This is a genomic window from Salmonella sp. NW1250 (genome assembly GCF_051812965.1).
Classification (GTDB): Bacteria; Pseudomonadota; Gammaproteobacteria; order Enterobacterales; family Enterobacteriaceae; genus Salmonella; species Salmonella enterica.
Genome location: NZ_JAMNDD010000005.1, coordinates 73,338 through 98,799, shown reverse-complemented (window position 1 = coordinate 98,799; position 25,462 = coordinate 73,338). Strand labels below are relative to the sequence as shown.

At 52.3% G+C, this 25,462-nt stretch carries 26 protein-coding genes and 1 riboswitch; of the genes, 14 read left to right on the top strand and 12 right to left on the bottom strand.

Annotated elements, in window-relative coordinates:
- Positions 1-4 precede the first annotated feature (4 nt).
- Positions 5-2,053, top strand: coding sequence for a carboxy terminal-processing peptidase (gene prc, locus NBA72_RS10345; RefSeq protein WP_001091237.1), 2,049 nt, complete (start codon positions 5-7; stop codon positions 2,051-2,053).
- A gap of 193 nt (positions 2,054-2,246) precedes the next feature.
- Positions 2,247-3,128 carry a protease HtpX gene (gene htpX / locus NBA72_RS10340; protein ID WP_000984498.1) on the top strand — a complete coding sequence of 294 codons (882 nt, stop codon included), beginning with the start codon at positions 2,247-2,249 and terminating at the stop codon, positions 3,126-3,128.
- A 47-nt stretch (positions 3,129-3,175) separates the two neighbouring features.
- Here the strand turns inward: htpX and NBA72_RS10335 are convergent, their stop codons facing one another.
- Complete coding sequence (locus NBA72_RS10335; protein ID WP_000416129.1) at positions 3,176-4,549, bottom strand: MFS transporter; 1,374 nt, start codon at positions 4,547-4,549, stop codon at positions 3,176-3,178.
- Positions 4,550-4,724: 175 nt separating this feature from the next.
- Here NBA72_RS10335 and kdgR point away from each other — a divergent pair, with 175 nt between their 5' ends.
- Entirely contained in the window at positions 4,725-5,516 is a 792-nt protein-coding gene (gene kdgR, locus NBA72_RS10330) for a DNA-binding transcriptional regulator KdgR (RefSeq protein WP_001262195.1), read from the top strand.
- 211 nt (positions 5,517-5,727) lie between these two features.
- Here the strand turns inward: kdgR and yobH are convergent, their stop codons facing one another.
- Complete coding sequence (yobH, locus tag NBA72_RS10325) at positions 5,728-5,967, bottom strand: invasion protein YobH (RefSeq protein WP_001236780.1); 240 nt, start codon at positions 5,965-5,967, stop codon at positions 5,728-5,730.
- Positions 5,968-6,124: 157 nt separating this feature from the next.
- Between yobH and mgrB the strand changes: the two genes are divergently transcribed.
- The 6 genes from mgrB to rlmA all read left to right on the top strand — a co-directional run bounded on the left by mgrB (position 6,125) and on the right by rlmA (position 10,480).
- Complete coding sequence (mgrB, locus tag NBA72_RS10320) at positions 6,125-6,268, top strand: PhoP/PhoQ regulator MgrB (protein WP_000714547.1); 144 nt, start codon at positions 6,125-6,127, stop codon at positions 6,266-6,268.
- 70 nt (positions 6,269-6,338) lie between these two features.
- On the top strand, positions 6,339-6,626 hold the full coding sequence (locus NBA72_RS10315) for a YebO family protein (RefSeq protein ID WP_001000660.1): 288 nt from the start codon (positions 6,339-6,341) through the stop codon (positions 6,624-6,626).
- A gap of 648 nt (positions 6,627-7,274) precedes the next feature.
- Positions 7,275-7,418, top strand: coding sequence for a DUF2627 domain-containing protein (locus tag NBA72_RS10310; RefSeq protein WP_001537930.1), 144 nt, complete (start codon positions 7,275-7,277; stop codon positions 7,416-7,418).
- Between the two features lie 12 nt (positions 7,419-7,430).
- The gene (cspE, locus tag NBA72_RS10305; RefSeq protein WP_001062678.1) at positions 7,431-7,640 is read left to right on the top strand and encodes a transcription antiterminator/RNA stability regulator CspE; all 210 of its coding nucleotides are present in this window, start codon (positions 7,431-7,433) and stop codon (positions 7,638-7,640) included.
- A gap of 219 nt (positions 7,641-7,859) precedes the next feature.
- Positions 7,860-9,605, top strand: coding sequence for a peptidoglycan glycosyltransferase FtsI (gene ftsI, locus NBA72_RS10300; RefSeq protein WP_000730322.1), 1,746 nt, complete (start codon positions 7,860-7,862; stop codon positions 9,603-9,605).
- A gap of 65 nt (positions 9,606-9,670) precedes the next feature.
- The gene (gene rlmA, locus NBA72_RS10295) at positions 9,671-10,480 is read left to right on the top strand and encodes a 23S rRNA (guanine(745)-N(1))-methyltransferase (RefSeq protein ID WP_023203205.1); all 810 of its coding nucleotides are present in this window, start codon (positions 9,671-9,673) and stop codon (positions 10,478-10,480) included.
- On the opposite strand, the gene mntP is transcribed toward rlmA, so the two are convergent.
- The 5 genes from mntP to manX form a co-directional block, all read right to left on the bottom strand.
- Entirely contained in the window at positions 10,477-11,043 is a 567-nt protein-coding gene (gene mntP / locus NBA72_RS10290; protein WP_001518359.1) for a manganese efflux pump MntP, read from the bottom strand. The genes rlmA and mntP overlap by 4 nt on opposite strands.
- A gap of 111 nt (positions 11,044-11,154) precedes the next feature.
- A riboswitch (yybP-ykoY riboswitch) is annotated at positions 11,155-11,256 on the bottom strand.
- A 196-nt stretch (positions 11,257-11,452) separates the two neighbouring features.
- Positions 11,453-11,911 carry a DUF986 family protein gene (locus NBA72_RS10285; protein ID WP_000156280.1) on the bottom strand — a complete coding sequence of 153 codons (459 nt, stop codon included), beginning with the start codon at positions 11,909-11,911 and terminating at the stop codon, positions 11,453-11,455.
- A gap of 58 nt (positions 11,912-11,969) precedes the next feature.
- Positions 11,970-12,821, bottom strand: a complete 852-nt coding sequence (locus NBA72_RS10280) for a PTS mannose transporter subunit IID (RefSeq protein WP_001518647.1) — start codon at positions 12,819-12,821, stop codon at positions 11,970-11,972.
- Positions 12,822-12,833: 12 nt separating this feature from the next.
- Positions 12,834-13,634, bottom strand: coding sequence for a PTS mannose transporter subunit IIC (manY, locus tag NBA72_RS10275; RefSeq protein ID WP_000406918.1), 801 nt, complete (start codon positions 13,632-13,634; stop codon positions 12,834-12,836).
- A gap of 52 nt (positions 13,635-13,686) precedes the next feature.
- Entirely contained in the window at positions 13,687-14,655 is a 969-nt protein-coding gene (gene manX, locus NBA72_RS10270; RefSeq protein ID WP_000150523.1) for a PTS mannose transporter subunit IIAB, read from the bottom strand.
- A gap of 152 nt (positions 14,656-14,807) precedes the next feature.
- Between manX and NBA72_RS10265 the strand changes: the two genes are divergently transcribed.
- Both NBA72_RS10265 and yoaE read left to right on the top strand, forming a co-directional pair.
- The gene (locus tag NBA72_RS10265) at positions 14,808-15,140 is read left to right on the top strand and encodes a protein YoaL (protein ID WP_011233029.1); all 333 of its coding nucleotides are present in this window, start codon (positions 14,808-14,810) and stop codon (positions 15,138-15,140) included.
- Positions 15,128-16,687: a CNNM family cation transport protein YoaE gene (gene yoaE / locus NBA72_RS10260; protein WP_000421815.1), complete on the top strand. Its 1,560-nt coding sequence runs from the start codon at positions 15,128-15,130 to the stop codon at positions 16,685-16,687. The genes NBA72_RS10265 and yoaE overlap by 13 nt, the downstream gene beginning before the upstream one ends.
- 21 nt (positions 16,688-16,708) lie before the next feature.
- Here yoaE and NBA72_RS10255 read toward each other — a convergent pair whose 3' ends face one another.
- The 4 genes from NBA72_RS10255 to pabB all read right to left on the bottom strand — a co-directional run bounded on the left by NBA72_RS10255 (position 16,709) and on the right by pabB (position 22,022).
- Complete coding sequence (locus tag NBA72_RS10255; RefSeq protein ID WP_042949697.1) at positions 16,709-18,310, bottom strand: EAL domain-containing protein; 1,602 nt, start codon at positions 18,308-18,310, stop codon at positions 16,709-16,711.
- A gap of 137 nt (positions 18,311-18,447) precedes the next feature.
- Positions 18,448-19,812: an L-serine ammonia-lyase gene (gene sdaA, locus NBA72_RS10250; protein ID WP_000624274.1), complete on the bottom strand. Its 1,365-nt coding sequence runs from the start codon at positions 19,810-19,812 to the stop codon at positions 18,448-18,450.
- 263 nt (positions 19,813-20,075) lie between these two features.
- A complete protein-coding gene (locus tag NBA72_RS10245; RefSeq protein ID WP_000381534.1) occupies positions 20,076-20,654 on the bottom strand; it encodes a CoA pyrophosphatase in 579 nt (192 codons plus the stop codon).
- A 3-nt stretch (positions 20,655-20,657) separates the two neighbouring features.
- Positions 20,658-22,022 (bottom strand): aminodeoxychorismate synthase component 1, encoded by a 1,365-nt coding sequence (gene pabB, locus NBA72_RS10240; protein ID WP_077917574.1) that lies wholly within the window; start codon positions 22,020-22,022, stop codon positions 20,658-20,660.
- Between the two features lie 80 nt (positions 22,023-22,102).
- On the opposite strand from pabB, the gene NBA72_RS10235 reads away from it, so the two are divergent.
- Complete coding sequence (locus NBA72_RS10235) at positions 22,103-22,282, top strand: YoaH family protein (RefSeq protein WP_000457328.1); 180 nt, start codon at positions 22,103-22,105, stop codon at positions 22,280-22,282.
- A gap of 5 nt (positions 22,283-22,287) precedes the next feature.
- Here NBA72_RS10235 and NBA72_RS10230 read toward each other — a convergent pair whose 3' ends face one another.
- A complete protein-coding gene (locus NBA72_RS10230) occupies positions 22,288-22,632 on the bottom strand; it encodes a RidA family protein (RefSeq protein WP_000029550.1) in 345 nt (114 codons plus the stop codon).
- A 130-nt stretch (positions 22,633-22,762) separates the two neighbouring features.
- Here NBA72_RS10230 and NBA72_RS10225 point away from each other — a divergent pair, with 130 nt between their 5' ends.
- Positions 22,763-24,673, top strand: a complete 1,911-nt coding sequence (locus NBA72_RS10225) for an ATP-dependent DNA helicase (protein ID WP_000128801.1) — start codon at positions 22,763-22,765, stop codon at positions 24,671-24,673.
- 57 nt (positions 24,674-24,730) lie between these two features.
- Positions 24,731-25,426 carry a tRNA (adenosine(37)-N6)-threonylcarbamoyltransferase complex dimerization subunit type 1 TsaB gene (gene tsaB, locus NBA72_RS10220; RefSeq protein ID WP_042949693.1) on the top strand — a complete coding sequence of 232 codons (696 nt, stop codon included), beginning with the start codon at positions 24,731-24,733 and terminating at the stop codon, positions 25,424-25,426.
- Positions 25,427-25,462: the final 36 nt, after the last annotated feature.

Genomic DNA, 25,462 nt, shown 5'->3' with positions numbered 1-25,462 from the left:
TGGCATGAACACTTTTTTTAGGCTTACCGCGTTAGCTGGCCTGCTTGCATTAGCAGGCCAGTCCTTCGCCGTGGAAGATATTACGCGTGCCGATCAAATTCCCGTACTAAAGGAAGAGACGCAACATGCGACGGTGAGTGAGCGCGTAACGTCGCGTTTTACCCGCTCCCACTATCGCCAGTTCGATCTGGATGAGGCATTTTCGGCAAAGATTTTTGATCGCTATCTGAATCTTCTCGACTATAGCCACAACGTTTTGTTGGCGAGCGATGTCGAGCAGTTTGCGAAAAAGAAAACCGTGTTGGGCGATGAGCTGCGCACGGGTAAGCTGGATGTTTTTTACGATCTTTATAACCTGGCGCAAAAGCGCCGGTTTGAACGTTACCAGTACGCGCTAAAAGTGCTGGAACGGCCAATGGATTTCACCGGAAACGATACGTTTAACCTGGACCGCAGTAAAGCGCCCTGGCCGAAAGATGAGGCTGAGCTAAATGCGCTGTGGGATGGTAAAGTGAAATTCGATGAGCTCAGTCTGAAACTCACCGGCAAGAGCGACAAAGAAATTCGCGAAACGCTGACGCGTCGCTACAAATTCGCTATTCGTCGCCTGGCGCAGACCAACAGTGAAGATGTGTTCTCGCTGGCGATGACCGCTTTTGCGCGTGAAATCGACCCACATACGAATTATCTTTCTCCCCGCAATACCGAGCAGTTTAATACCGAAATGAGCCTGTCTCTGGAAGGTATCGGCGCGGTGCTGCAAATGGATGACGATTATACTGTCATTAACTCATTGGTTGCCGGCGGCCCGGCAGCGAAGAGCAAGTCGATTAGCGTCGGCGATCGTATCGTCGGCGTAGGGCAAGCCGGAAAACCGATGGTCGACGTCATTGGCTGGCGTCTTGACGATGTGGTGGCGCTGATCAAAGGGCCAAAAGGCAGCAAGGTCCGACTGGAAATACTGCCGGCTGGTAAAGGGACGAAAACGCGTATCATCACGCTGACGCGTGAACGGATTCGTCTTGAAGATCGTGCGGTTAAAATGTCGGTGAAAACCGTCGGCAAGGAAAAAGTTGGCGTACTGGATATTCCAGGCTTCTATGTCGGTTTGACCGATGATGTCAAGGTTCAGCTTCAGAAGCTGGAAAAACAGAACGTTAATAGCATCGTTATCGATCTGCGTTCAAACGGCGGTGGGGCGCTGACGGAAGCCGTTTCGCTTTCCGGTCTGTTTATCCCTTCTGGTCCGATAGTTCAGGTGCGCGACAATAACGGCAAAGTGCGTGAGGATAGCGACACCGACGGCGTGGTCTACTACAAAGGCCCGCTGGTGGTGCTGGTAGATCGTTTCAGTGCCTCGGCATCGGAAATCTTTGCTGCCGCGATGCAGGATTATGGGCGCGCGCTGATTGTCGGTGAGCCGACCTTCGGTAAAGGGACGGTACAGCAATATCGTTCGCTAAACCGAATTTACGATCAGATGCTTCGCCCGGAATGGCCTGCGCTGGGTTCGGTGCAGTACACCATTCAGAAGTTTTACCGTGTCAACGGCGGTAGTACGCAGCGTAAAGGGGTCACGCCGGATATCATCATGCCGACTGGCAATGAAGAGACGGAAACCGGAGAAAAATTTGAAGATAACGCCTTGCCGTGGGATAGCATTGATGCGGCGAAATACGTGAAATCGGACGATTTGGCCCCGTTTGGCCCGGAATTATTGAAAGAACACAACGCGCGTATCGCCAAAGATCCTGAGTTCCAGTACATCATGAAGGATATCGCACGTTTCAATGCCATGAAGGATAAGCGCAACATCGTCTCTCTGAATTATGCGCAGCGTGAGAAAGAGAACAATGAAGAAGACGCTCTGCGTCTGGCGCGTATTAACGATCGGTTTAAACGCGAGGGTAAACCGTTGCTGAAGAAACTGGACGATCTGCCAAAGGATTACCAGGAGCCGGACCCGTACCTTGATGAAACGGTGAAGATTGCTCTGGACCTGGCGCATCTTGAAAAAGAAAAACCAGCGGAGCAGGCGGCAGCCAATAAGTAACGCTAAACAGGCACAAAAAATTGTGCCTGTTTTTTTTTAACAAGCGCAGAAGTCGTCAGGATAATGCTACAAAATGTAAAGTTGTGTTTTTCTCGTGACTTACCGCCTGGTGATGCTTGAAAATAGCCATAAGACCCATACGATGTGGGTAATCGCATAGTGCGCTTTGTTAAATTGAGGTTAAAAGAAAATTATGATGCGAATCGCGCTCTTCCTGCTGACGAACCTGGCCGTGATGGTCGTTTTCGGGCTGGTTCTGAGCCTGACAGGGATACAGTCGAGCAGCGTGCAAGGCTTGCTGATCATGGCGCTGCTGTTTGGTTTTGGCGGTTCTTTTATTTCATTGCTGATGTCCAAATGGATGGCGTTAAAATCCGTAGGAGGGGAAGTTATTGAACAGCCTCGCAATGAAAGAGAACGCTGGTTGATGAACACCGTAGCAACGCAAGCGCGCCAGGCCGGTATCGCCATGCCGCAGGTTGCTATCTACCATGCGCCGGACATTAACGCGTTTGCGACGGGCGCACGCCGTGACGCCTCATTGGTCGCTGTGAGCACCGGTTTGTTGCAAAACATGAGCCCTGACGAAGCGGAAGCCGTCATTGCGCATGAAATCAGCCATATTGCCAATGGCGATATGGTGACGATGACGTTGATTCAGGGGGTGGTTAACACCTTCGTTATCTTTATTTCGCGCATTATCGCGCAAATTGCTGCTGGTTTTCTGGGCGGCAACCGCGATGAAGGCGAAGGAAGTAACGGTAATCCGCTAATCTATTTCGCCGTTGCGACGGTGCTGGAACTGGTCTTCGGTATTCTGGCGAGCATCATCACCATGTGGTTCTCCCGTTACCGTGAGTTTCATGCCGATGCGGGATCGGCGAAGCTGGTAGGCCGTGAAAAAATGATTGCCGCGTTGCAGCGCCTGAAAACCAGCTACGAACCGCAAGAAGCGACCAGCATGATGGCGTTTTGTATTAACGGTAAATCGAAATCGTTAAGCGAGCTGTTTATGACGCACCCACCGCTGGATAAACGCATTGAAGCGCTGCGTAGCGGTGAGTACCTGAAATAATAAGCCCACTGGCAAGTATGAAAAGCGCGTCGAATGACGCGCTTTTTTTACGCCTGAACGCGTGGTTGCGTAATACGTAAACCGCTCACCACCGCCGCGAGAGTCGCCAGGATCGCCGCCGCGAGCAGCGAAAGATGCGTACCGCTATCGCCAAACTGGTTCAACATCAGCGCTACCAGCGCGGCGCCAGTACTTTGGCCTAACAGTCGCGCCGTGCCCAGCATCCCGCTGGCGCCACCGCTGCGCTCACGCGGCGCGGAAGTGATAATGGTGTGATTATTCGGCGACTGGAACAGGCCAAACCCTGCGCCGCAAAGGATCATCGGCCAGATAATATTCAGATCGGAGGGGGAGCCCGGCAACATGACCAGCGCAAACAACCCGGCTGCCATTATCACCATTCCCAGCGCCCCCAGCAAACCGGCATGAAGACGTTCTATCAGGTATCCCGCCAGCGGCGCCATCACCATCGTTGCCAGCGGCCAGGGCGTCAATAACAGGCCGGTTTCTACTTCGCTACGGCCCAGCACGGTTTGCAGATAAAAAGGTAGCGAGACCATGGCTAACATTTGCGCGCAGAACGAGCAAATTGACGTGCCGATCGAGAGTGAAAAAAGCGGAATGCGTAACAAGTCGATGGGTAACAAAGGGACGGGCAAAGAAAGCTGGCGGCGCACGAAGAAAAACCCGACCACGACCAGAACGAGCAGCTCTGCGCCAATCAACGTTAGCGACTGTCCCTGGGCAAAGCCGCTCAATGCGGTAATCAGCAGGCCAAATGTGAGCGCATTCATTACCGCGCTCGGTAAGTCAAAGCGCGGCTTAGTGTCATGGGCGATGTTTGCTGGTAAAAAGCGTATGGCCAGAATTAACGCGATGATACCTAACGGGACATTAATCAGAAACAGCCATTTCCATGATGAGATGGACAAAATCGCTGCGGCGATCGTCGGACCCGCGGCGGAAGAGACTGCGACGATAAAAGAGTTAATTCCCATGCCTCGTCCCAGATGACGCTGGGGGTAGATAAGACGAATCAGCGCCGTGTTTACGCTCATTAGCGCCGCGCCGCCAAATCCCTGCGCGATGCGCGCCAGCGTCAGCATCTGCAGCGAGTCTGAAAGCGCGCAAAACAATGATGAAAGCAGAAATACCACTAAACCACATTTATAGATCCGGTGATAACCAAACATGTCGCCTAAAAAAGACAGGGAAAGCAGTGAGACGACAATGGCGATTTGGTACGCATTGACAATCCAGATAGAGCTGGCAGGGGAGGCATGTAAATCAGTCGCAATGGTTGGCAGCGCGACATTAGCGATTGCGCCATCCAGAACCGCCATCGAAATACCGATAATAATCGTCAGGATAGCGCCGTATCTCTGCGGGAGGGGCAGGCCATCGGCCCGTGTTTTTTCCATAAGTATTTTGTAATAAGGGGAATTATGAGCTGAATAATAATGTTAGCATTAATACTGAGTTGTTATGTCGCAGATTTGTAACGAAGTAAGCAAAGATGGATTGCGGGCGACCTGGCGTGAAATTATAATAAAAACTCGTTCTGAATTTTATAAAACGCTCGTAATGAGGTGATAAATGGCAAACGCAGATCTGGATAAGCAGCCTGATTCTGTATCTTCTGTGCTGAAAGTTTTCGGCATTCTGCAGGCGCTGGGTGAAGAGCGTGAAATAGGGATTACCGAGCTATCGCAGCGCGTCATGATGTCGAAAAGCACCGTTTATCGCTTTTTGCAAACCATGAAAACGCTGGGCTACGTGGCTCAGGAAGGGGAGTCTGAAAAATACTCTCTGACGCTAAAGCTGTTTGAGCTGGGCGCGCGAGCGTTGCAAAATGTTGATCTCATCCGCAGTGCGGACATTCAGATGCGCGAACTGTCTCGTCTGACAAAAGAAACTATCCATCTTGGCGCGCTGGATGAAGACAGCATTGTCTATATCCATAAAATTGACTCTATGTACAATCTGCGGATGTACTCACGTATTGGGCGTCGTAATCCGCTGTACAGTACGGCCATCGGTAAAGTGCTTCTGGCCTGGCGCGACCGTGATGAGGTTAAGCAGATTCTCGACGGCGTAGAGTATAAGCAAAGCACGGGACGCACGATTACCAGCACTGAAGCGTTGCTGCCGCTGTTGGATGAAGTGCGTGCGCAAGGCTACGGTGAAGATAACGAAGAACAGGAAGAAGGGTTACGTTGTATCGGCGTACCGGTATTTGACCGTTTTGGCGTAGTCATCGCAGGGTTAAGCATTTCGTTCCCGACGCTGCGTTTTTCAGAAGAACGCCTACAGGAATATGTGGCTATGTTACACGCCGCCGCGCGTAAAATTTCTGAACAAATGGGTTACAACGATTATCCCTTCTAAGCAACGTTATTAGCATGACGTTAAAAAAAAGCAGCTACGAAAAATGTAGCTGCTTTTTTTATAACATCGGGTGGGATGAAATCGTAAAAGTAGATAATATCTGTCGGCTTATTTAACGGTTATTAAAATATTATTTAACAGTACTTATGAACAACAGCCAATATAGGGGAATTATTGGCGATAGTTTCACTGTGAAATTATTTATTGCCGCTTAGCCATTATCCACCACGGTGGCGATTTTTCTGAAAATGGGACAGTCGGAAAAGCCAATAATGCCGCTGTTGGTATGGAGATATTGCGCCGTGCTGGTGCCGCGTGCGGTCAGGTAATGGCACTGTAAACCCAGCCCCGCAGCGTTCACTTTACTTCCCACCAGGACGCCATAGCCGCTCATCAGCAGGCCTATCCACACCAGGGCAAACAATACAATTGCGCGAATGATCAAACGCATTACTACCTCTTTTCTTTTTTAGTTAGAATAAGAGTAGCGTGTACATTGATTGAAACAAGTGAATCATTCCTAAAAACATATAATGCCGCTACAGTTACTCCTGGTTTAAGTAACTCATGATAATTTAGCGACATAAGATGTAAGATCGGAGAGTGGAGTGAAAAAATTTCGATGGGTCGTTCTCGGCATCGTGGTGGTAGTATGCCTGTTGCTGTGGGCGCAGGTGTTTAATATCATGTGCGATCAGGATGTACAATTTTTCAGCGGTATTTGCGCCATCAATAAATTTATTCCCTGGTAAACGTTTTACACCAGAGATTTCCTTCCCGTGTAGCAGTGGTAGAATGACGTCTCTACATTGAGGTGGTGAAATGAACGACGTTTTAAACTCTGGTGCGTTTTCTCTTGCATCTTTAATAGTATCAATGGTGGTTCTGGTGGTGGGGCTGGCGCTCTGGTTCTTTGTCAACCGGGCAAGTTCCCGTGCCAACGAGCAGATAGAACTGCTCGAAGCGTTATTAGATCAACAGAAGCGGCAAAACGCGTTGTTACGTCGCCTTTGCGAAGCAAACGAACCAGAAAAAGAAGCGGAACCCGCAACAGCGGCAAGCGAACCAAAAGAGGATGAGGACATCATTCGTCTGGTTGCAGAACGATAATGCTTACCGGGGCGCAAATGGCGCCAGTGCCATACGCCCCATTTCCCCGTCGGATCTCTCCGCGTTGCCGTTTGCAACTGATACTACAGCATCAACACCTTACATAATATATGGCTTTATATGCAACATAGTTTTATATGTATAACAAATGGACATATGGCATTTTTGTGATACCGCTCATTCTCTATTAAAAGCGAAACGTTTCTCTCTCTTTATGGATTGTCATTGTTTGTTCATTATTTTAAGGCATTCTGTAAAGACGCAGAACATCACAAAAAGCGGTGTCGAAAATCGCTTTTCTTTTCTATTATTTTGATTAAAAGGTGTTTTTTATCATTGTGACAATTTATGCATAACTCAGCATAAAAAGTGATATGAAAAATACAGCTTTTAAATGTGATTTGATGCACTGGAAGAAGCGAAGTTATTGAGCTATGGTAGAAAAATGGCTTTTCAGCAGTGACGTTGTCAGGAGTCCGTCAGCGCGTGAGGATATATCTTTCGCAATTTTGTTGCATAAACGTGCTGTCAATTTGTGAAGGTTCTCGTAATTTGTGCGACGGATCGAGACATGTTTAAAAATGGCTTGCCATAATTAACGTTGTATGTGATAACAGGCTTTGGGTTAAACGAGGTACAGTTCTGTTTATGTGTGGCATTTTCAGTAAAGAAGTCCTGAGTAAACACGTTGACGTTGAATACCGCTTCTCTGCCGAACCTTATATTAGTGCCTCAAGCAGTAATGTCTCAGTTTTATCTATGTTATGCCTACGGGCAAAGAAAACACTCTAAGGAATTTTGCAAATGGCAAAGATTAAAGGTCAAGTTAAGTGGTTCAACGAATCCAAAGGTTTTGGCTTCATTACTCCGGCTGACGGCAGCAAAGATGTGTTCGTACACTTCTCCGCTATCCAGGGCAATGGTTTCAAAACTCTGGCTGAAGGCCAGAACGTTGAGTTCGAAATTCAGGACGGCCAGAAAGGTCCGGCTGCTGTTAACGTAACAGCTATCTGATCGACACCACTGATTTGATGCGTTTGTCGCGTCAGCCTCAGATATAAAGCCTCGCTAAAAGCGGGGCTTTTTAATTCAATATCCTTCAAAATGTGTCTGGATGCGCTCTCGTTAGCGATTTGTTGCAAAGGCGCGATGTTATTAGCATTGTTTTTTCTGGTTTTTCCGGCCGTTTCCCGTTAAATCAATCACCTGAAAAATGATTCGGCTGGAGATCAGGTGAAAAAGAAAAGCGACGGCGATACCCGTAATTTTACGCCCATACGTTTTGCACTACTTTGCACTGCCATTCTGCTCAGTATGGCATTGTTGTTAGGGCGGGTGGCATGGCTGCAAATTGTTACGCCGTCGAAACTGGTGAAACAAGAAGATATGCGCTCGCTTCGTGAAGTGACCACGGCCTCTCCACGCGGCATGATCACCGACAGAGAAGGGCGACCCTTAGCGGTGAGCGTTCCGGTTAATGCTGTCTGGGCCGATCCGAAGACTATCATAAGCAAAGGCGGCGTTGGCTACAATGAGCGCTGGCAGGCGCTGGCCAGCGCCCTGCATCTGTCTCTCAGTACGCTTGCGGAACGGGTAAACAGTAACCCGGCAGGCCGTTTTATCTACCTTGCGCGCCAGGTTTCACCCCAGCAAGCCGAATGGATAGATAAACTGAATCTACCGGGTATTAACCTGCGGGAAGAGTCGCGCCGTTTTTACCCTGCCGGACACGTAGCGGCCAATTTGATCGGCTTTACCAATATCGACGGGCAGGGAATAGAAGGTATTGAAAAGAGCTTTAACGCGCAACTGACGGGAAAACCGGGCTCCCGACTGGTGCGTAAAGATAAATTTGGTCACGTTATTGAGAACATTACGGAAGTGAATCCGGTTCCTGCTCATGAACTTCAGCTTAGCATTGATGAACGTCTGCAAACGGTTACCGAAGATGCGCTGGATAACGCCGTCATCTGGAACAAAGCGGAATCCGGCGCTGCCGTATTGATTAACATCCCAACGGGTGAAATTCTCTCGATGGCGAGCTACCCGGATTTCAACCCGAACAACCGTGAAGGCGCGCAGTTGGACGATTTTCGTAACCGCGCGATTAGCGACACTTTCGAACCCGGTTCTACTGTGAAGCCATTGGTCATTATGACTGCGTTACAGCAGGGTATCGTGCAACCGGACAGCGTTATCGATACCCATCCTTTTACTCTCGATGGACACCGTATCCGCGACGTCGGTTACTATCCGGAACTGACATTAACCGGCATTTTGCAAAAATCCAGCGATACCGGCGTTTCTCACCTTTCTCTGGCGATGCCGGTGCAGAAATTAATGGATACTTATAAAAGCTTTGGTTTCGGCGTGCCTACCGGACTGGGTCTCACCGGAGAGAGCAGCGGGTTATTACCGAAACGCCGTTACTGGAGTGATTTAGATCGCGCTACCTTCGCTTTTGGCTATGGATTAATGGTGACGCCGCTGCAACTGGCGCATGTTTATGCCACGATTGGCAGCTTTGGTATCTACCGTCCGTTATCGATCACCAAAGTTGATCCGCCCGTGATCGGCACGCGGGTAATGCCGGAAGAACTGGTGCACGAGGTGGAACATATGATGGAGAGCGTCGCGTTGCCTGGCGGCGGCGGAACAAAAGCCGCAGTAAGAGACTACCGTATTGCGGTCAAAACCGGGACGGCGAAAAAAATTGGCGATGATGGTAAATACGTCGATAAGTATGTGGCATATACCGCAGGCGTCGCGCCGGCAAGTAACCCCAGGTTTGCGCTGGTGGTGGTGATTAATAATCCACAAAATGGGGCTTATTATGGCGGCGCGGTATCTGCGCCCGTATTCAGCCAGATCATGGGCGATGTGCTGCGGCTGGAAAATGTTGAGCCAGACGGTATGCCAGCCGATTCAGATCACCTTCTGGTGATGCATGGCAGCCACGTTGCGGTTCCAGGCTCGTAAAGGATTTTCCCGGGGCGCAATTCGCGTTACACTTGCGCCCTTTAGCGCCCCAGTCCGGAGTTGTCATGTCGTTTACCTGTCCGCTTTGCCATCAGCCGCTTACGCAGATTAATAACAGCGTTATATGCCCACAGCGCCATCAGTTTGATGTGGCGAAAGAGGGCTACATCAATCTGCTGCCGGTACAGCATAAACGTTCGCGCGATCCGGGCGACAGCGCCGAAATGATGCAGGCGAGGAGAGCGTTTCTTGATGCAGGCCATTATCAGCCGCTGCGCGATGCCGTGATTAACCTGTTGCGCGAGCGGCTGGATCAGTCGGCCACGGCGATTCTGGATATTGGCTGCGGCGAGGGGTATTACACTCATGCTTTTGCCGAGGCGTTGCCGGGAGTTACCACGTTTGGACTGGACGTTGCTAAAACGGCGATCAAAGCGGCGGCGAAACGCTATTCGCAGGTGAAGTTTTGTGTGGCGTCAAGCCATCGACTGCCCTTTGCCGATGCGTCAATGGATGCGGTGATCAGAATCTACGCCCCGTGTAAGGCGCAGGAATTGGCGCGCGTGGTGAAACCTGGTGGTTGGGTCGTTACCGCCACGCCTGGACCGCATCATCTGATGGAACTAAAAGGGCTCATTTATGATGAGGTGCGTTTACATGCGCCGTATACCGAGCAGCTCGACGGATTCACATTGCAGCAGAGTATCCGCCTTGCTTATCACATGCAGCTCACCGCCGAAGCGGCTGTAGCACTGTTGCAAATGACGCCATTTGCCTGGCGCGCCAGACCAGAAGTGTGGGAACAACTGGCTGCCAGCGCCGGACTTAGCTGCCAGACGGATTTCAACCTTCATCTCTGGCAGCGTAACCGTTAACCGTGAAAATGCGTCCAGAGGATCTGGACGCCAATTCCTATCAGTACGACCCCGCCGAGAATTTCAGCACGCTTACCCAACATTGGGCCGATAAAGCGACCGATCATCATCCCGAGGGTGGACATGATAAGCGTGGCGCAACCGATAGCCAATGCGGTTGCGATGATGTTTACCTGCAAAAACGCCAGACCGACGCCAACCGCCATCGCATCGAGGCTGGTCGCGATAGCCGTCGTGACTAATAGCCAAAAGCTGTGGCGACGTAACGGTGTTTCATCTTCATCGCTACCGCCGCGGATACCTTCGATGATCATGCGCCCGCCCAGAAAGATCAGCAGAACAAAGGCTATCCAGTGGTTCCATTCCAGAACGAATTTACTCGCCAATATCCCCAGCCCCCAGCCGATTAACGGGGTCAGCGTTTCAACCGCGCCAAAGATAAGGCCGGTACGCAACGCTTCTGAGAATTTGGGTTTATGTAGGGTGGCGCCTTTGCCAATTGATGCCGCGAAAGCATCCATCGACATGCCGAAAGCGAGAAGAACAGTAGCAGTAAAGTGCATGACAACGTCCTGACCGGGGTATCCATTAAACACATCACTGCCCCCAGCAAACATGCATGTCGCCATTCTGTGACGAAATACACAGCAGTTGATGCGCCTATGGTCTCGCCTGACCAGCGGCGGCTGGTCCGTACGCGCCACGTTTTGCAACGAGTATGTTGACGCGTACATTTCCGGAGTCTGGAAATCGGCTACTCCCCAATTGACGGCGCAACATTAACATATTTTTAGAATATAAAACAACAGCGATAAAATATTATTTGTCTTCTAATTGAAAACGATTTTCATTTAGATTTATTCATCAATAAAACGTTAAATTAAATAACAATTGGTCAATAGAAAATATAGCCTTAGCTATATTATGATTCGAAATAAAATTCGAAAAACATAGTTGAGGCTATATCTTAGATTATTGATTTTCAATAAGAAGTTTATATATTTTTTCCAGATCGTCGATATTGCGTACACGGATAAGCAAGCGTCGTTGTTCTAATTGCATCACCAGTACGCCGTCTTCCGATAAATTCATCTCTTTAATACGGTTATATTCTATCCAGACATTGGCGAAGAAAAAGCCACGTTGTTTAAAGATGATCCGTGGCGTGCGGATCCAGAATATATAAAACCCCATTAACGCCAGCGCGCTTAATAACCATGTGGTCATCTGCGCTCCGTGGCTGGTTACGTTGTTATAAATAAGGATGGCGACCAGCCCAACGAAGATAACGCTGTCTACGCGACCACGGCGGAGCAGGGCTATAGAAAGCAGAGTGGGGCCATTGCGACGGGGCATGATGAACTGATCGTAGAGAGCGTAAGCCAATAATGCGGCAATAAAGAGAATCAGCACCAGGTCCGTGATAGTCATTTATCCTCCAGAGAAATAAAAAAACGGGGCCGTTTGGCCCCGGTAGTGTACAACAGTCTTACTGGCCCAGCAGTCCTACGGAGTAGCCGGCGATACCGATGACGAAGAAGCCCACGATAATCCACAGCGGGTTAACTTTCTTACGCAGCAGCCACATACAGGCAAAGGTCAACAGTAGCGGAACCAGACCCGGCATCAGCTGGTCGAGAATGGTTTGCACGGTGGTAACGCGTGTCTGACCATCCTGACCGGTGATGGTGGAGACCACCAGCGGGATATTCACGTGCGTCCACTTGTTAACCAATGCCCCCATGACAAACAGGCCGAGGATTGACGCCCCCTCAGTCAGTTTTTGCAGGAAGCCGCCGCCCATATCTTTAACGATATCGACGCCTTTGCGGTAGCCATAAGCTACGCCATAATAGCGGGTCGCCAGACGCACCAGGTTAAACAGGATGAAAAACAGCAGCGGACCAAGCAGGCTGCCGCTCATTGCAATACCTGCGCCCAGCGCCGCGAATACCGGACGGACGGTACCCCAGAAGATAGGGTCGCCGACGCCTGCCAGCGGTCCCATCAGACCGACTTTGATACCGTTGATAGCACCATCGTCAATCTCTGCGCCGTTCGCACGCTTTTCTTCCATTGCCAGGGTCACGCCCAGTACCGGCGCCGCAACGTAAGGGTGGGTGTTAAAGAACTCCAGGTGACGCTTAATCGCCTGTTTACGCGCGTCATTATTCTCCGGATACAGGCGACGAATCGCCGGCACCATAGAGAAGCAGAAGCCCAGCGCTTGCATACGTTCGAAGTTCCATGATCCCTGGAACAGGTTAGAACGAAGAAATACGCCGCGAATATCGCTCGGAGTGAGTTTTTTCTCGGTGGTAGTTTTAGTCATATCAACCATTTCGCTCACCTGTTAGTCCAGTTCGTTATCGAGATCGTTATTGCCAGCAGCCGCTGCAGGCGCGCCCGCTACACGGTTGTATTTCGGGCTCAGCTGGATGTAAAGAATAGCCATCACTGCGCCGATGACACCCAGTGCGACCAGGTTGAAGTTTGTGAAAGCCGCGGTGACGAAACCGAGGTAGAAGAACGGCATCAGGTAGCCTGCGCGCATCATGTTAATAACCATCGCATAACCAACCACGACGATCATGCCGCCGGCGATGTTCAGACCGCCTGTGACGACTTCAGGAATCGCATTCAGCATTCCCTGTACTTCGCTGGTGCCTACGGAGATGGCAACGATAACCGCCGGGATGGCGATACGCATTGCCTGCAGGAACAGAGAAGAAACGTGCAGCCAGGAGAGCGCCGTCAGGTTGCCGTTTTCAGCCGCCTTGTCCGCCGCGTGCTGGAATGCCACGGTGATGGTACGAACGATAATGGTCAGTACCTGGCCTGCCGCCGCCAGCGGAATCGCCAGCGCGATACCGGCGCCAATGCTTTGATGCCCGGCGATGACCAGAACGGTAGAGATGATGGACGCCAGTGCGGCATCAGGCGCAACGGCAGCACCGATGTTCATCCAGCCCAGAGCGATCATTTCCAGAGTACCGCCGATGATAATACCGGTTTTCATGTCCCCCAAAACGGCGCCGATTAAGGTACAGGCGATCAGCGGACGGTGGAACTGAAATTCATCAAGTACCGACTCCATACCCGCGATACATGCGACGATGAACACCAGCACAATCTGAAGAGTGGTAATCTCCATTGTACTTCTCCTATTGCTATCTTAAGTGTGAAAGCTAATTAAATGCCGGCGGTTATTTCGCCACTTTGGCAATTAAATCCATCATTTTCAGTTTCGGATCGGTGGAAACTTTACGCACCTCAAGCTCGATGCCGCGCTCGTTAAGCTTTTTAAAGGCTTCGATATCCTTTTCATCGACGGAAACGGCGTTGTTCACCTGCGTTTTACCTTGACGATAGGCCATACCGCCAATGTTCACGGAAGTGACTTTCACGCCGCCCTCAACGATGCGCTCGACGTCGGTAGGATTGGTAAACAGAAGCATCACGCGTTCACCGGCGTATTTCGGGTTATTGTAGACGCGAATCATCTTCGCGACGTCAACCACATGCGCCGTAACGCCCGGCGGCGCAACTTGCGTCAGCAGCGTTTTACGTACGGTATCCGCCGCGACTTCATCGCTCACAACAATAATACGGCTGACATTGGTCTCTTTGGTCCAGCGGGTAGCGACCTGACCGTGAATGAGGCGGTCATCAATACGGGCAAGCCCGATAACCATATAATCATTCGGGCCCATCGGTTTTGCTGGCGTGGCCGCTTTTGGCGCGGCGGCGACTGGCGCTGGCGCGGCTTTTTCTACCGGTTTCGCTTTCAGCGCTTTTACGCCTTCACGACCGGTTTCTACCGCCAGTGCGACCAGCTCGTCAAAGCTCGGATCGTCGTCACGAGCCATAAACGTTTCGACCAGCATCGGGATGTTGACGCCGGCAATAACTTCATAGCGCTCTTTATCGACGACAATGCGGCTGGCAGCATTAAACGGACTGCCTCCCCATGTATCAACGAGAAATAGCACGCCTTTACTGGTATCGAGTTTAGCCAACTGAGCGTTGTACTTTTCGATCAGCGTTTCGGCATTTTCGCCTGGAACGAAATCGATCCAGCCGACGTTTTCCTGCTCGCCTAACAGCATTTCGGCTGTTTTAAGTAACTGCTCTGCAGCCCAACCATGTGTGCCTATAACAATAGCAATGGTCACTTGCTACCTCCTTTATTATTGTCAACACATCAACTTGACAGATGTATTTTTTGAATCGCCGTCCGCAAGCGAATCGATTCAGATGAGGGTTACAACGAAAAACGCATGATTTTCGTGAATTATTTTAGATATCGAAAAAAATATTTTGTGTGATGGAGATCCGTAATTTTGTTTTCGATAATGAGAAATTTCGAAGTGTAAAATATCCCGGTTACATCTCTTTGCAAAGGAAGGTAAATCTTTGCCAAAAACCAGTTGTCTCTGTTATGTTTAGCTTCCGTTTAATTAGAATGGGGTATAGGGCAGCAGCCCGTTGTATGGATCGTCACCGACGTCATTTCACTCTTTGGCCGTTTTGCGCCTGTCAATCTGGCATATCTTGCCATAGCCTTACTTTGTTTATTGCGTTACCGCCTGCATCCTTTGAGATGTTGTGGGCGCCGTTTAGTCATTCCTTAAGCAGGAGCTTGTCATGGAATTATTAATGGATCCCTCAATTTGGGTGGGTTTACTCACGCTCGTCGTCCTGGAAATTGTCCTGGGTATCGATAACCTGGTCTTTATCGCGATCCTCGCCGATAAGTTGCCGCCAAAGCAGCGTGACAAAGCGCGTCTTATTGGGCTCTCGCTGGCGCTGATTATGCGTCTGGCGCTGCTGTCCATTATTTCATGGCTGGTGACCTTAACAAAGCCGCTCTTTACCGTCTGGGATTTTACCTTCTCCGGCCGCGATTTAATTATGCTGCTGGGCGGTATATTCCTGCTGTTTAAAGCGACCACCGAGCTGCATGAACGTCTGGAAAACCGCGAGCATGACACCGGACACGGTAAAGGCTATGCGAGCTTCTGGGTGGTAGTCACGCAGATTGTCATCCTGGATGCGGTCTTCTCGCTGGACGCCGTGATTACGGCGGTAGGTATGGTAAACCATCTGCCGGTTATGATGGCGGCGGTGGTGATTGCGATGGCGGTGATGCTACTGGCGTCAAAACCGCTGACCCGTTTTGTCAATCAGCATCCGACGGTGGTGGTGCTCTGTCTGAGTTTCCTGCTGATGATCGGCTTGAGCCTGGTGGCGGAAGGGTTCGGTTTCCATATTCCGAAAGGCTACCTGTACGCGGCAATTGGTTTCTCGATCGTTATCGAGGTGTTTAACCAGATTGCGCGCCGCAACTTTATTCGTCATCAGTCCACGTTGCCGCTGCGCGCGCGTACTGCGGACGCTATCCTGCGTCTGATGGGCGGTAAACGTCAGGCGAGTACGCAACATGAGACGGATAGCCCGGCCGCGATATCGGTGTCGGAAGGCGCCTTCGCCGAAGAAGAACGCTACATGATTAACGGCGTACTGACTCTGGCGTCGCGCTCCCTGCGCGGCATTATGACGCCGCGAGGCGAAATTAGTTGGGTGGATGCGAATCTCAGCGTAGCTGAAATCCGTCAGCAGTTACTCTCTTCTCCGCATAGCCTGTTCCCGGTATGTCGGGGCGAGCTGGATGAAATTATCGGTATCGTTCGGGCGAAAGAGTTGCTGGTGGCGCTGGAAGAGGGCGCGGACGTTGCGGCTATCGCCGCGTCTTCTCCGGCGATAGTGGTGCCGGAAACGCTTGATCCTATCAATCTGTTAGGCGTTTTGCGTCGCGCGCGCGGCAGTTTCGTTATCGTCACTAACGAGTTCGGCGTGGTGCAGGGGCTGGTTACGCCGCTGGATGTGCTGGAAGCGATTGCCGGTGAGTTCCCGGATGCCGATGAAACGCCGGAAATCGTTGCCGATGCCGAGGGCTGGATAGTGAAGGGCGGCACCGATCTTCATGCGCTACAGCAGGCGCTGGAAGTTGACCATCTGGTGAACGAAGAGGGCGATATTGCGACGGTCGCGGGGTTAGTGATCGCCGCTAATGGCCATATTCCTCGTGTAGGCGATGTCATTGATGTTCCGCCACTGCGGATCACCATTGTCGAGGCCAACGACTATCGTGTCGATCTGGTTCGGATTGTTAAAGAACAGCCTGCCCACGACGAAGAGGAATAACGTCACACGCAGGAATCAAGTCTATAGATGCGGCATCGCGGACATAATCTGTCCGTTATGCCGGGCGGGCGGCGGCGCGCTGCCCGCCAGCCACTGTGGAAATTCGCTAATGGGCATCGGCTTCGCATAGAGATAGCCCTGTAACATTTGCACGCCATGCTGGCGCAAATGCTGTGCCTGCGTCTGGTTTTCGACCCCTTCCGCCACCAGTTCAATATTCAGTCTCTGCCCTAGCGCGATAATAATATCGGTCACCGTTGAATTGACCGCATCGGTACCGATGGCGGCGGTGAAGGATTTATCGATTTTCAAAATATCCGGCCGCAGTTTTTCCAACCAGGAGAGCGAGCTGTTTCCTGTGCCAAAATCATCGATGGCTAACTTCACGCCTTTACGATGCAGCTCGCGCATCAGGCGGTAATCAACGTCAAGCAACGCGTCGCGTTCCGTGAGCTCCAGCACCAGTTGCTGAACAGGTTCCGCACTAAACCAGTACTGATTAAGATCCTTGAGAAGCACGCCGTGTCGGAAATGGCTTGCCGCCACATTGATGCCGATATGAAACTGATGGTTGATGGGGAAGTAGTGCCGCTGCCGAATGGTTTCCGCAATCACATAGCGGGTCAGCGGCGCTATCAGGTTATGCTCCTCGGCGATAGGAATAAAAACATCCGGAGAGATCCAGCCCTGGCGCGGGTTGTTCCAGCGTAACAGGATCTCAACGCCGGTACACTGCTGCGTGCGGGCATTAAGCAACGGCTGACAAAATAGCTCAAACTCCCGTTCGGCAAGGGCCAGATTAATCTCCCAGGAAAAGCTCATTCTGCTGGCCGTTGCCAGCCAGGCGATATAACCGATCAACAGGCTAAGCAATACGGCCAGCGGTAACTGTGTCGGGAGATGTTTGAACGCCAGTACGCCTGCCGACGGCCCGCTGACGCTGATAGTAAAAGGGAAATGCCGCGATGAAAGCTGGTAACGCTCTTCATCTTTTTTTAATTCCGGAAGAGTATCGACCACGCCCCGACCATATAACAGGTGCCGTTTGCCGACCGTCAGGCTGGCGCTGGTAATTTGCGGCTGCTGCGGCTCAAGTAGCATAGTCGCCAGCAAGTCAATATTCACAATTTCCATCACGCCATCCTGTCCATTGGCAGAGGCGGGATACCACTGAATGAGGATCGGGCTTCCCTTGAGTAACGATTGGTCCGTGGAAAGTAGCAGCAGATCGCCAGCTGCGGGAAGATCGGGCTGAAGCTGGCGTATGGGAGTATTACGGGCGCCAAAAATGCTTGAGCAGTAGAGAATTCCCTCTTTTACCAGCCCGATAGAACGAATGGTTTGCAGGCGGGCGGCTTGCTTACGCAACGGCAAATGCGCGGTCGCGCACGGAAGCTCAAGCAAGGGTAGCAGTATGTTTCGTCCGACCAGGAGAGGATGCAGCACATTATCCAGCGCATCAACGGCATGATTCGCGAATGCAACCGTGCGATGGTGATTTAAGTTCCGCTCCGAAATAAATCGGATGCTCAGCGTAAGAATGAGCGTGACCAGTGCACAAATCGTGCAAACAATGAAACGATTACGGCGATAATGGTTGATGATCCGTTGTGCTGTTTGCATGCGGGCCGCCCAATAAGCGTTGGCGACAAAAGCCAACCGCGACACAGCAAGTGTAGTGGGGAAACGTGGAGTCGACGAGGAAGAGATAAAAATTTCGCCCATCCGTAGCAGATGGGCGAAGGGAGGGGAAACGGCGTTTAATCACACTGGACTTTAATGGCCAGCCCGCCGCGCGACGTTTCACGGTATTTGGCGTTCATGTCTTTTCCGGTCTCGTACATCGTTTCGATGACTTTATCCAGCGAGACGCGCGGCGCGCTGGTTCGACGCATGGCCATACGCGCAGCGTTAATCGCTTTAACCGAAGCAATGGCGTTACGCTCGATACACGGCACCTGCACCTGACCGGCAACCGGGTCGCAGGTCAGCCCCAGGTTATGCTCCATGCCGATTTCAGCGGCAACGCAAACCTGTTCCGGGCTGGCGCCCAACAGTTCAGCAAGGCCTGCCGCCGCCATCGAACAGGCGACCCCGACTTCACCCTGACAGCCGACTTCCGCGCCGGAAATAGACGCGTTCATCTTATACAGCGCGCCAATAGCGCCTGCCGCCAGGAAGTAGCGGGTGTAAATATCCGGGCTGACAGACTCAATAAAATGGTCGTAGTAAGCCAGTACCGCAGGAACGATGCCGCACGCGCCGTTGGTTGGCGCCGTCACGACGCGACCGCCTGCGGCGTTCTCTTCGTTCACCGCCAGAGCAAACATGTTCACCCAGTCAATGACGTTCATCGGATCGCTGGAAAGCTTATCGCTGGAAACCAGCATACGACGCAGCGCGGAGGCGCGACGCGGTACGCGCAGCGGCCCCGGCAGCACGCCTTCGGTATTCATACCGCGATCAATACAGGCCTGCATGGTCTGCCAGACGTGACCGAAATACTCTTCAATCTCTTTCTTGCTATGCAACGCCAGTTCGTTTTGCATCACCATGCCGGAGAGTGAAAGGCCGGTGCTGTTGCAATACTCCAGCATTTCTTTCGCCGATTTAAACGGATAAGGTACAGTAACCTCATTCGTCGCTTCCTGGCCGAAATGCGCTTCATCAACGATAAAGCCGCCGCCGATGGAATAGTACGTCTTGCTATAAATGACCGTGTCGTCATGCCAGGCGTGGATCTGCATCCCGTTTTCATGCAGCGGCAAATTGCCGTTGTGAAAACGCATTCCGTCATCTTTCGGGAAGTCGACTTCGTGACGTCCCTGGGCCAGTAACAGACGCTCGCGCGTTTCGACGTCGCGAATAAAACCGGGGATACTATCAATATCCACGGTAGCGGGTTCATTACCCGCCAGACCCATAATAATGGCGATATCGGTATGGTGACCTTTCCCCGTCAGCGACAGCGAGCCGTAGACATCGACAGCGACGCGGGTAACGTTATCCAGTAATCCTTTTTCGACCAGGTCATCGACGAACTGTTTACCGGCCTTCATCGGGCCAACAGTGTGGGAAGAGGAGGGACCAATCCCTACCTTAAACATGTCGAATAGGCTAATCACGATAATACTCCTGACAGGGCAACCGGGGCTTCCGGTTACGATGTTATAACTGCGCATAGTGTAAGAGGGAACGCTGGCATCAGCTTAACTATTCACATGAATTAAACTAATGAATAACCGCGTTTTTACTAATATTGCGACAGTAATCTCAAGTCGTGTCTTGCGCGCGTAAAGTTAAGTATATACACGTTGCCCTTCAGGCTGCCTCTTTGGGGGAGGCGATTGTTACCGCCTTGAGGCAACGTGAAAGGCGTTGTGTACAGTCAGGGCTTTACGCCGATTTGCAGCGCCAGCTCACGAAGAATGTTTGCGGTCATGCCCCAGACGAAATAATGCTCATACCAGGAGAGCCATACGCGGTGCGAATTGCCGCGACGGTAAACATCAAGCGGGTGATATCGACCCAGTTGCAACGCTTGCGCCAGCGGCATTTCAAACACCGCAGACACTTCGTCTTCACTGGCGCGCCAGGGGAGATTTGGCGGAATAATGCCGACCACCGGGGTGACCTGAAAACCGGTCACGCTGTCTACCGGCGGTAAAACGCCAATCACTTCCACGGCTTGCGGCGGGATGGCGACTTCCTCCTGCGCTTCGCGAAGCGCTGCGGCGATAAGCGAAGCATCGGTACTGTCCACGGCCCCGCCGGGAAAGGCGACCTGTCCGGCGTGTTTGCGCAAATGAATAGCCCGCTGGGTCAACAGCAGCCCCGGTTGGGGGCGGCGAACCACAGGGATCAGTACGGCGGCCTGACGTTGATTCAACGTTTCATGGGGCATCTGCGGGCGCAAAAGCTGAAAGCGCGATAAGAAATGATCGAGCGTCAGTCGGCTGGTATCCACGTATTAGTTCTCCAGTGGGTGCAGGATACGATTAACTTTATCAAAAGTTTCCTGATATTCCGCTTCTTCGTTGCTATCGGCCACGATACCGCCGCCGGCTGAGCAATAGAGTTGGCCCTGCGTTGCCGTGACGGTGCGGATAGTAATACTGGTATCCATCTTGCCGCAGAAACTCAGATAACCGATGCTACCGCACCAGGCGTTGCGTCGCTGCGGCTCCAGTTCGTCGATAATTTCCATTGCCCGCACTTTAGGCGCGCCGGTAATGGAGCCGCCGGGGAAAGCCGCGCGCAGCAGGTCGGTGGCATGAAGCGAGTCCGGTAAACGGGCGGTAATGGTGCTAACCAGATGGTGAACGGCAGGAAATGGTTCGACGACGAACAGTTCCGGCACTTTCACCGAACCCGGCACGGCGACCCGGCCAATGTCGTTACGCATCAAATCGACGATCATCAAATTTTCAGCGCGATCTTTCATTGAGTTGGCCAGTTTCTGCGCCTGCTGACGATCCGCCTGCGGATCGTTAAGCCGTGGAAGCGTACCTTTGATCGGGCGCGTCTGAATATGACCATTCTCCAGTTGGATAAAACGCTCGGGAGAAAGGCTCAATATGGCGCCGTCATGTAAACGAAGAAAGGCGCTGAACGGGGCGCGATTTGCGCGGTTAAGGCGTTCGAAAGCCTGCCATTCATCACCCTCGTAGCTCGCCTGAAAACGCTGGGAAAGATTGACCTGATAGCAGTCCCCGCTGTGCAGCCAGGCCTGCACCTGACGAAACTTCTCGCCATACTCGCAACGCGTCATATTGGATTGCCAGGCCGAGGTAAGCCTGAAGGGCGTTCGGGTCGGCGCGCGCTGGCTGGTGAGCCAGCGATATCGGGCGTCTGCATCGTGATAGCTTATCAGCGACACTACCTGTTTATGGTGATCGACAATCAGCGCCCAGTCGTAAAGGCCAATCGCCATATCGGGTAAAGCGATATCGCGCGCGGCAGTATCGGGCAGAATTTCGAAACGCCGCCCTAAATCATAACCAAACAGACCCAGCGCGCCGCCCTGAAAGGGTAAGTCAGGGTCAGGCTGAGGATGAAAAGGCAGAGCCTCCAGTTGAGTCTGCAAAACGTGTAACGGATCGTCGAGAGTGACGGTAGTCGTGCGCGCAGTACATACCGTGGTTTCCTGCGCGCGCGTGGTCAGCGTGGTGACAGGATCGGCGACCAGAATATCAAAACGGTTATAGGGATGAATAGCATCACCTGAATGCAGCAGCATCGCCCATGGCAAATGGTTTACGGGCGCAAAATAGTGTTCAGCGGCGTTCGGACGCCAGGGTAAGGTGATAACAGTGGGAGATAACGTCTTCATCATTCCTGACTCGTTACAACACTACTGGCTTACCGCCGGGTAGCGTGAAATAATTAGCGCTAACAATTTAGCAGGAGTTAATCATGTTTGCAGGTTTACCTTCACTCAGTCATGAACAACAGCAAAAAGCCGTAGAACGTATCCAGGAATTGATGTCGCAAGGTATGAGCAGCGGAGAAGCGATTGCCCAGGTGGCGGGCGAACTTCGCGCCAACCATACCGGCGAACGGATAGTGGCGCGTTTTGAGGATGAAGACGAATAACCGGCTTATACCGCCGCGACAATCTTAATCTCAACTTTATATTTCGGATTCATTAACCCGGCCTGTACGGTACAGCGTACCGGCGCATGGCCTGCGACGACCCACGCATCCCACGCCTTATTCATGGCGGCAAAATCCGCTTTATCACTCAGGAAAATAGTGGCATCCAGAATACGTGACTTACTGGAGCCCTGTTTTTCCAGCACCGCATCAATTTGCGCCAGAGTATTCGCCGTTTGCTCAAAAGCGTCGGCGTCCAGGTTTTCCGGCACGCCGGTATACCACAGCGTATTATTGTAGATCACCACGTCTGACCAACGATCTTCGGCATCAATACGCACGATAGACATCACTTATTCCTCATTCGCTTTCCATTTGAATGGCTCAAGACTGCCACAATGTGGCGCCGCCGTCACCTCTGTAACTGGCGTAAGCCTTTCTACCCTGACATAATCCCTGTGTAAATTAACAGGGGGCAGTGTGACGGACGATTTTGCAGCAGATGGCCAACTGGCCAAAGCGATAACCGGCTTTAAACCGCGCGAACCACAGCGACAAATGGCGGTTGCCGTAACACAAGCGATTGAAAATGCGCAGCCTCTGGTTGTTGAAGCCGGCACCGGAACCGGGAAGACCTATGCTTACCTCGCTCCGGCGTTGCGCGCCGGGAAAAAAGTCATTATTTCGACCGGGTCGAAAGCGTTGCAGGATCAACTCTACAGCCGCGATCTGCCGACGGTAGCAAAAGCGTTGGCGTTTACCGGTAAGACGGCCCTGTTGAAAGGACGTTCAAACTACCTCTGCCTGGAGCGGCTGGAACAACAAGCGCTGGCGGGCGGCGATTTACCGGTACAAACGTTAAGCGACGTGATATTGCTGCGCTCCTGGTCAAATCAGACGCGGGATGGCGATATCAGCACCTGCGTCAGCGTGGCGGAGGATTCCCAGGCCTGGCCGCTGGTCACCAGTACCAACGACAACTGCCTTGGCAGCGATTGCCCGCTCTATAAAGAGTGCTTTGTGGTGAAAGCGCGTAAAAAGGCGATGGACGCGGATGTGGTGATTGTAAACCACCACCTTTTTCTTGCGGATATGGTGGTTAAAGAGAGCGGGTTTGGCGAACTTATCCCTCAGGCTGAAGTAATGATCTTCGATGAAGCCCACCAACTGCCTGACATCGCCAGCCAGTATTTCGGACAATCGCTCTCCAGCCGTCAGTTGCTGGATTTAGCAAAAGACATCACCATCGCCTACCGGACGGAACTGAAAGACACTCAACAGTTGCAAAAATGCGCCGATCGCCTTGCCCAGAGCGCCCAGGATTTTCGCCTGCAACTGGGGGAGCCCGGCTACCGGGGAAATTTGCGTGAACTGTTAGCCGACCCACGTATCCAACGGGCATTTTTACTGCTGGATGATACGCTGGAGCTTTGTTACGACGTGGCGAAGCTGTCGCTGGGCCGTTCGGCGCTGCTGGATGCGGCTTTTGAACGCGCCACGCTATACCGTTCACGGCTGAAACGCTTAAAAGAGATCAATCAGCCGGGATACAGCTACTGGTATGAGTGCACCTCGCGCCATTTCACCCTGGCGCTGACGCCGCTCACCGTGGCGGACAAATTCAAAGAGGTGATGGAACAGAAGCCCGGTAGCTGGATTTTTACCTCGGCCACGTTATCGGTAAATGATGATCTCCACCACTTTACCGCCCGTCTGGGAATTGAACAGGCAGAATCCATGCTGCTGCCCAGCCCATTCGACTATACGCGCCAGGCGTTACTCTGCGTACCGCGTAACCTACCGCAAACCAACCAGCCCGGCGCGGCGCGACAGTTGGCGGCTATGCTCAGGCCGATTATCGAAGCCAATAACGGGCGATGTTTTATGCTGTGCACCTCACACGCCATGATGCGCGATCTGGCGGAGCAGTTTCGCGCCACCATGACGCTGCCGGTATTGTTGCAAGGGGAAACCAGTAAAGGCCAACTGTTACAGCAATTTGTTAGCGCGGGCAACGCGCTGCTCGTCGCCACCAGCAGCTTCTGGGAAGGGGTGGACGTGCGCGGCGATACGTTATCGTTGGTGATTATCGATAAATTGCCGTTTACCTCCCCGGACGACCCGCTGTTAAAAGCGCGAATGGAAGACTGTCGTTTGCGCGGCGGCGATCCGTTTGATGAGGTTCAACTGCCCGACGCGGTGATTACGCTGAAGCAGGGAGTAGGGCGGCTGATTCGCGATGCGGACGATCGCGGGGTGTTAGTGATTTGTGATAACCGGCTGGTGATGCGGCCCTATGGCGCCACGTTTCTCGCCAGCCTGCCTCCTGCGCCGCGCACGCGTGATATCGCCCGTGCCGTTCGCTTTCTTGCGATTCCATCCGCCGAGTAATTTGTTACGGAGTATGGTAAGATGCGCGCTATTTTATTGATCTAAGCACGAAACCTCATGCGAATTCTGGCTATCGATACCGCCACAGAGGCCTGTTCTGTCGCCCTGTGGAACAACGGTACTATCAATGCTCACTTTGAGCTTTGTCCACGAGAACACACTCAACGTATCCTGCCCATGGTGCAGGAGATTCTGGCCGCCAGCGGCGCCTCGCTCAATGAGATAGATGCGCTGGCGTTTGGGCGCGGTCCGGGCAGCTTTACCGGCGTGCGTATCGGCATTGGTATTGCGCAAGGGCTGGCGTTAGGGGCAAATCTGCCGATGATTGGTGTTTCGACGCTTGCCACGATGGCGCAGGGCGCGTGGCGTAAAACCGGCGCGACCCGCATACTCGCTGCGATTGACGCGCGGATGGGCGAAGTGTACTGGGCGGAATACCAGCGTGATGCGCAGGGCGTCTGGCAGGGCGAAGAGACGGAAGCGGTGCTGAAACCGGAACGGGTCGGCGAGCGGTTGAAACAGCTTTCCGGCGAGTGGGCGACGGTAGGAACGGGTTGGTCCGCCTGGCCCGATCTGGCGAAGGAGTGCGGCCTGACGCTTCATGATGGGGAGGTGTCGCTCCCGGCAGCGGAAGATATGTTGCCCATCGCCAGTCAAAAGTTGGCGGCAGGAGAGACCGTTGCCGTGGAACATGCCGAGCCGGTTTATTTGCGTAACGAAGTGGCGTGGAAGAAACTTCCCGGCAAAGAATGACTCTCACTACTATTACCCCCCATACTTTATGCTGTG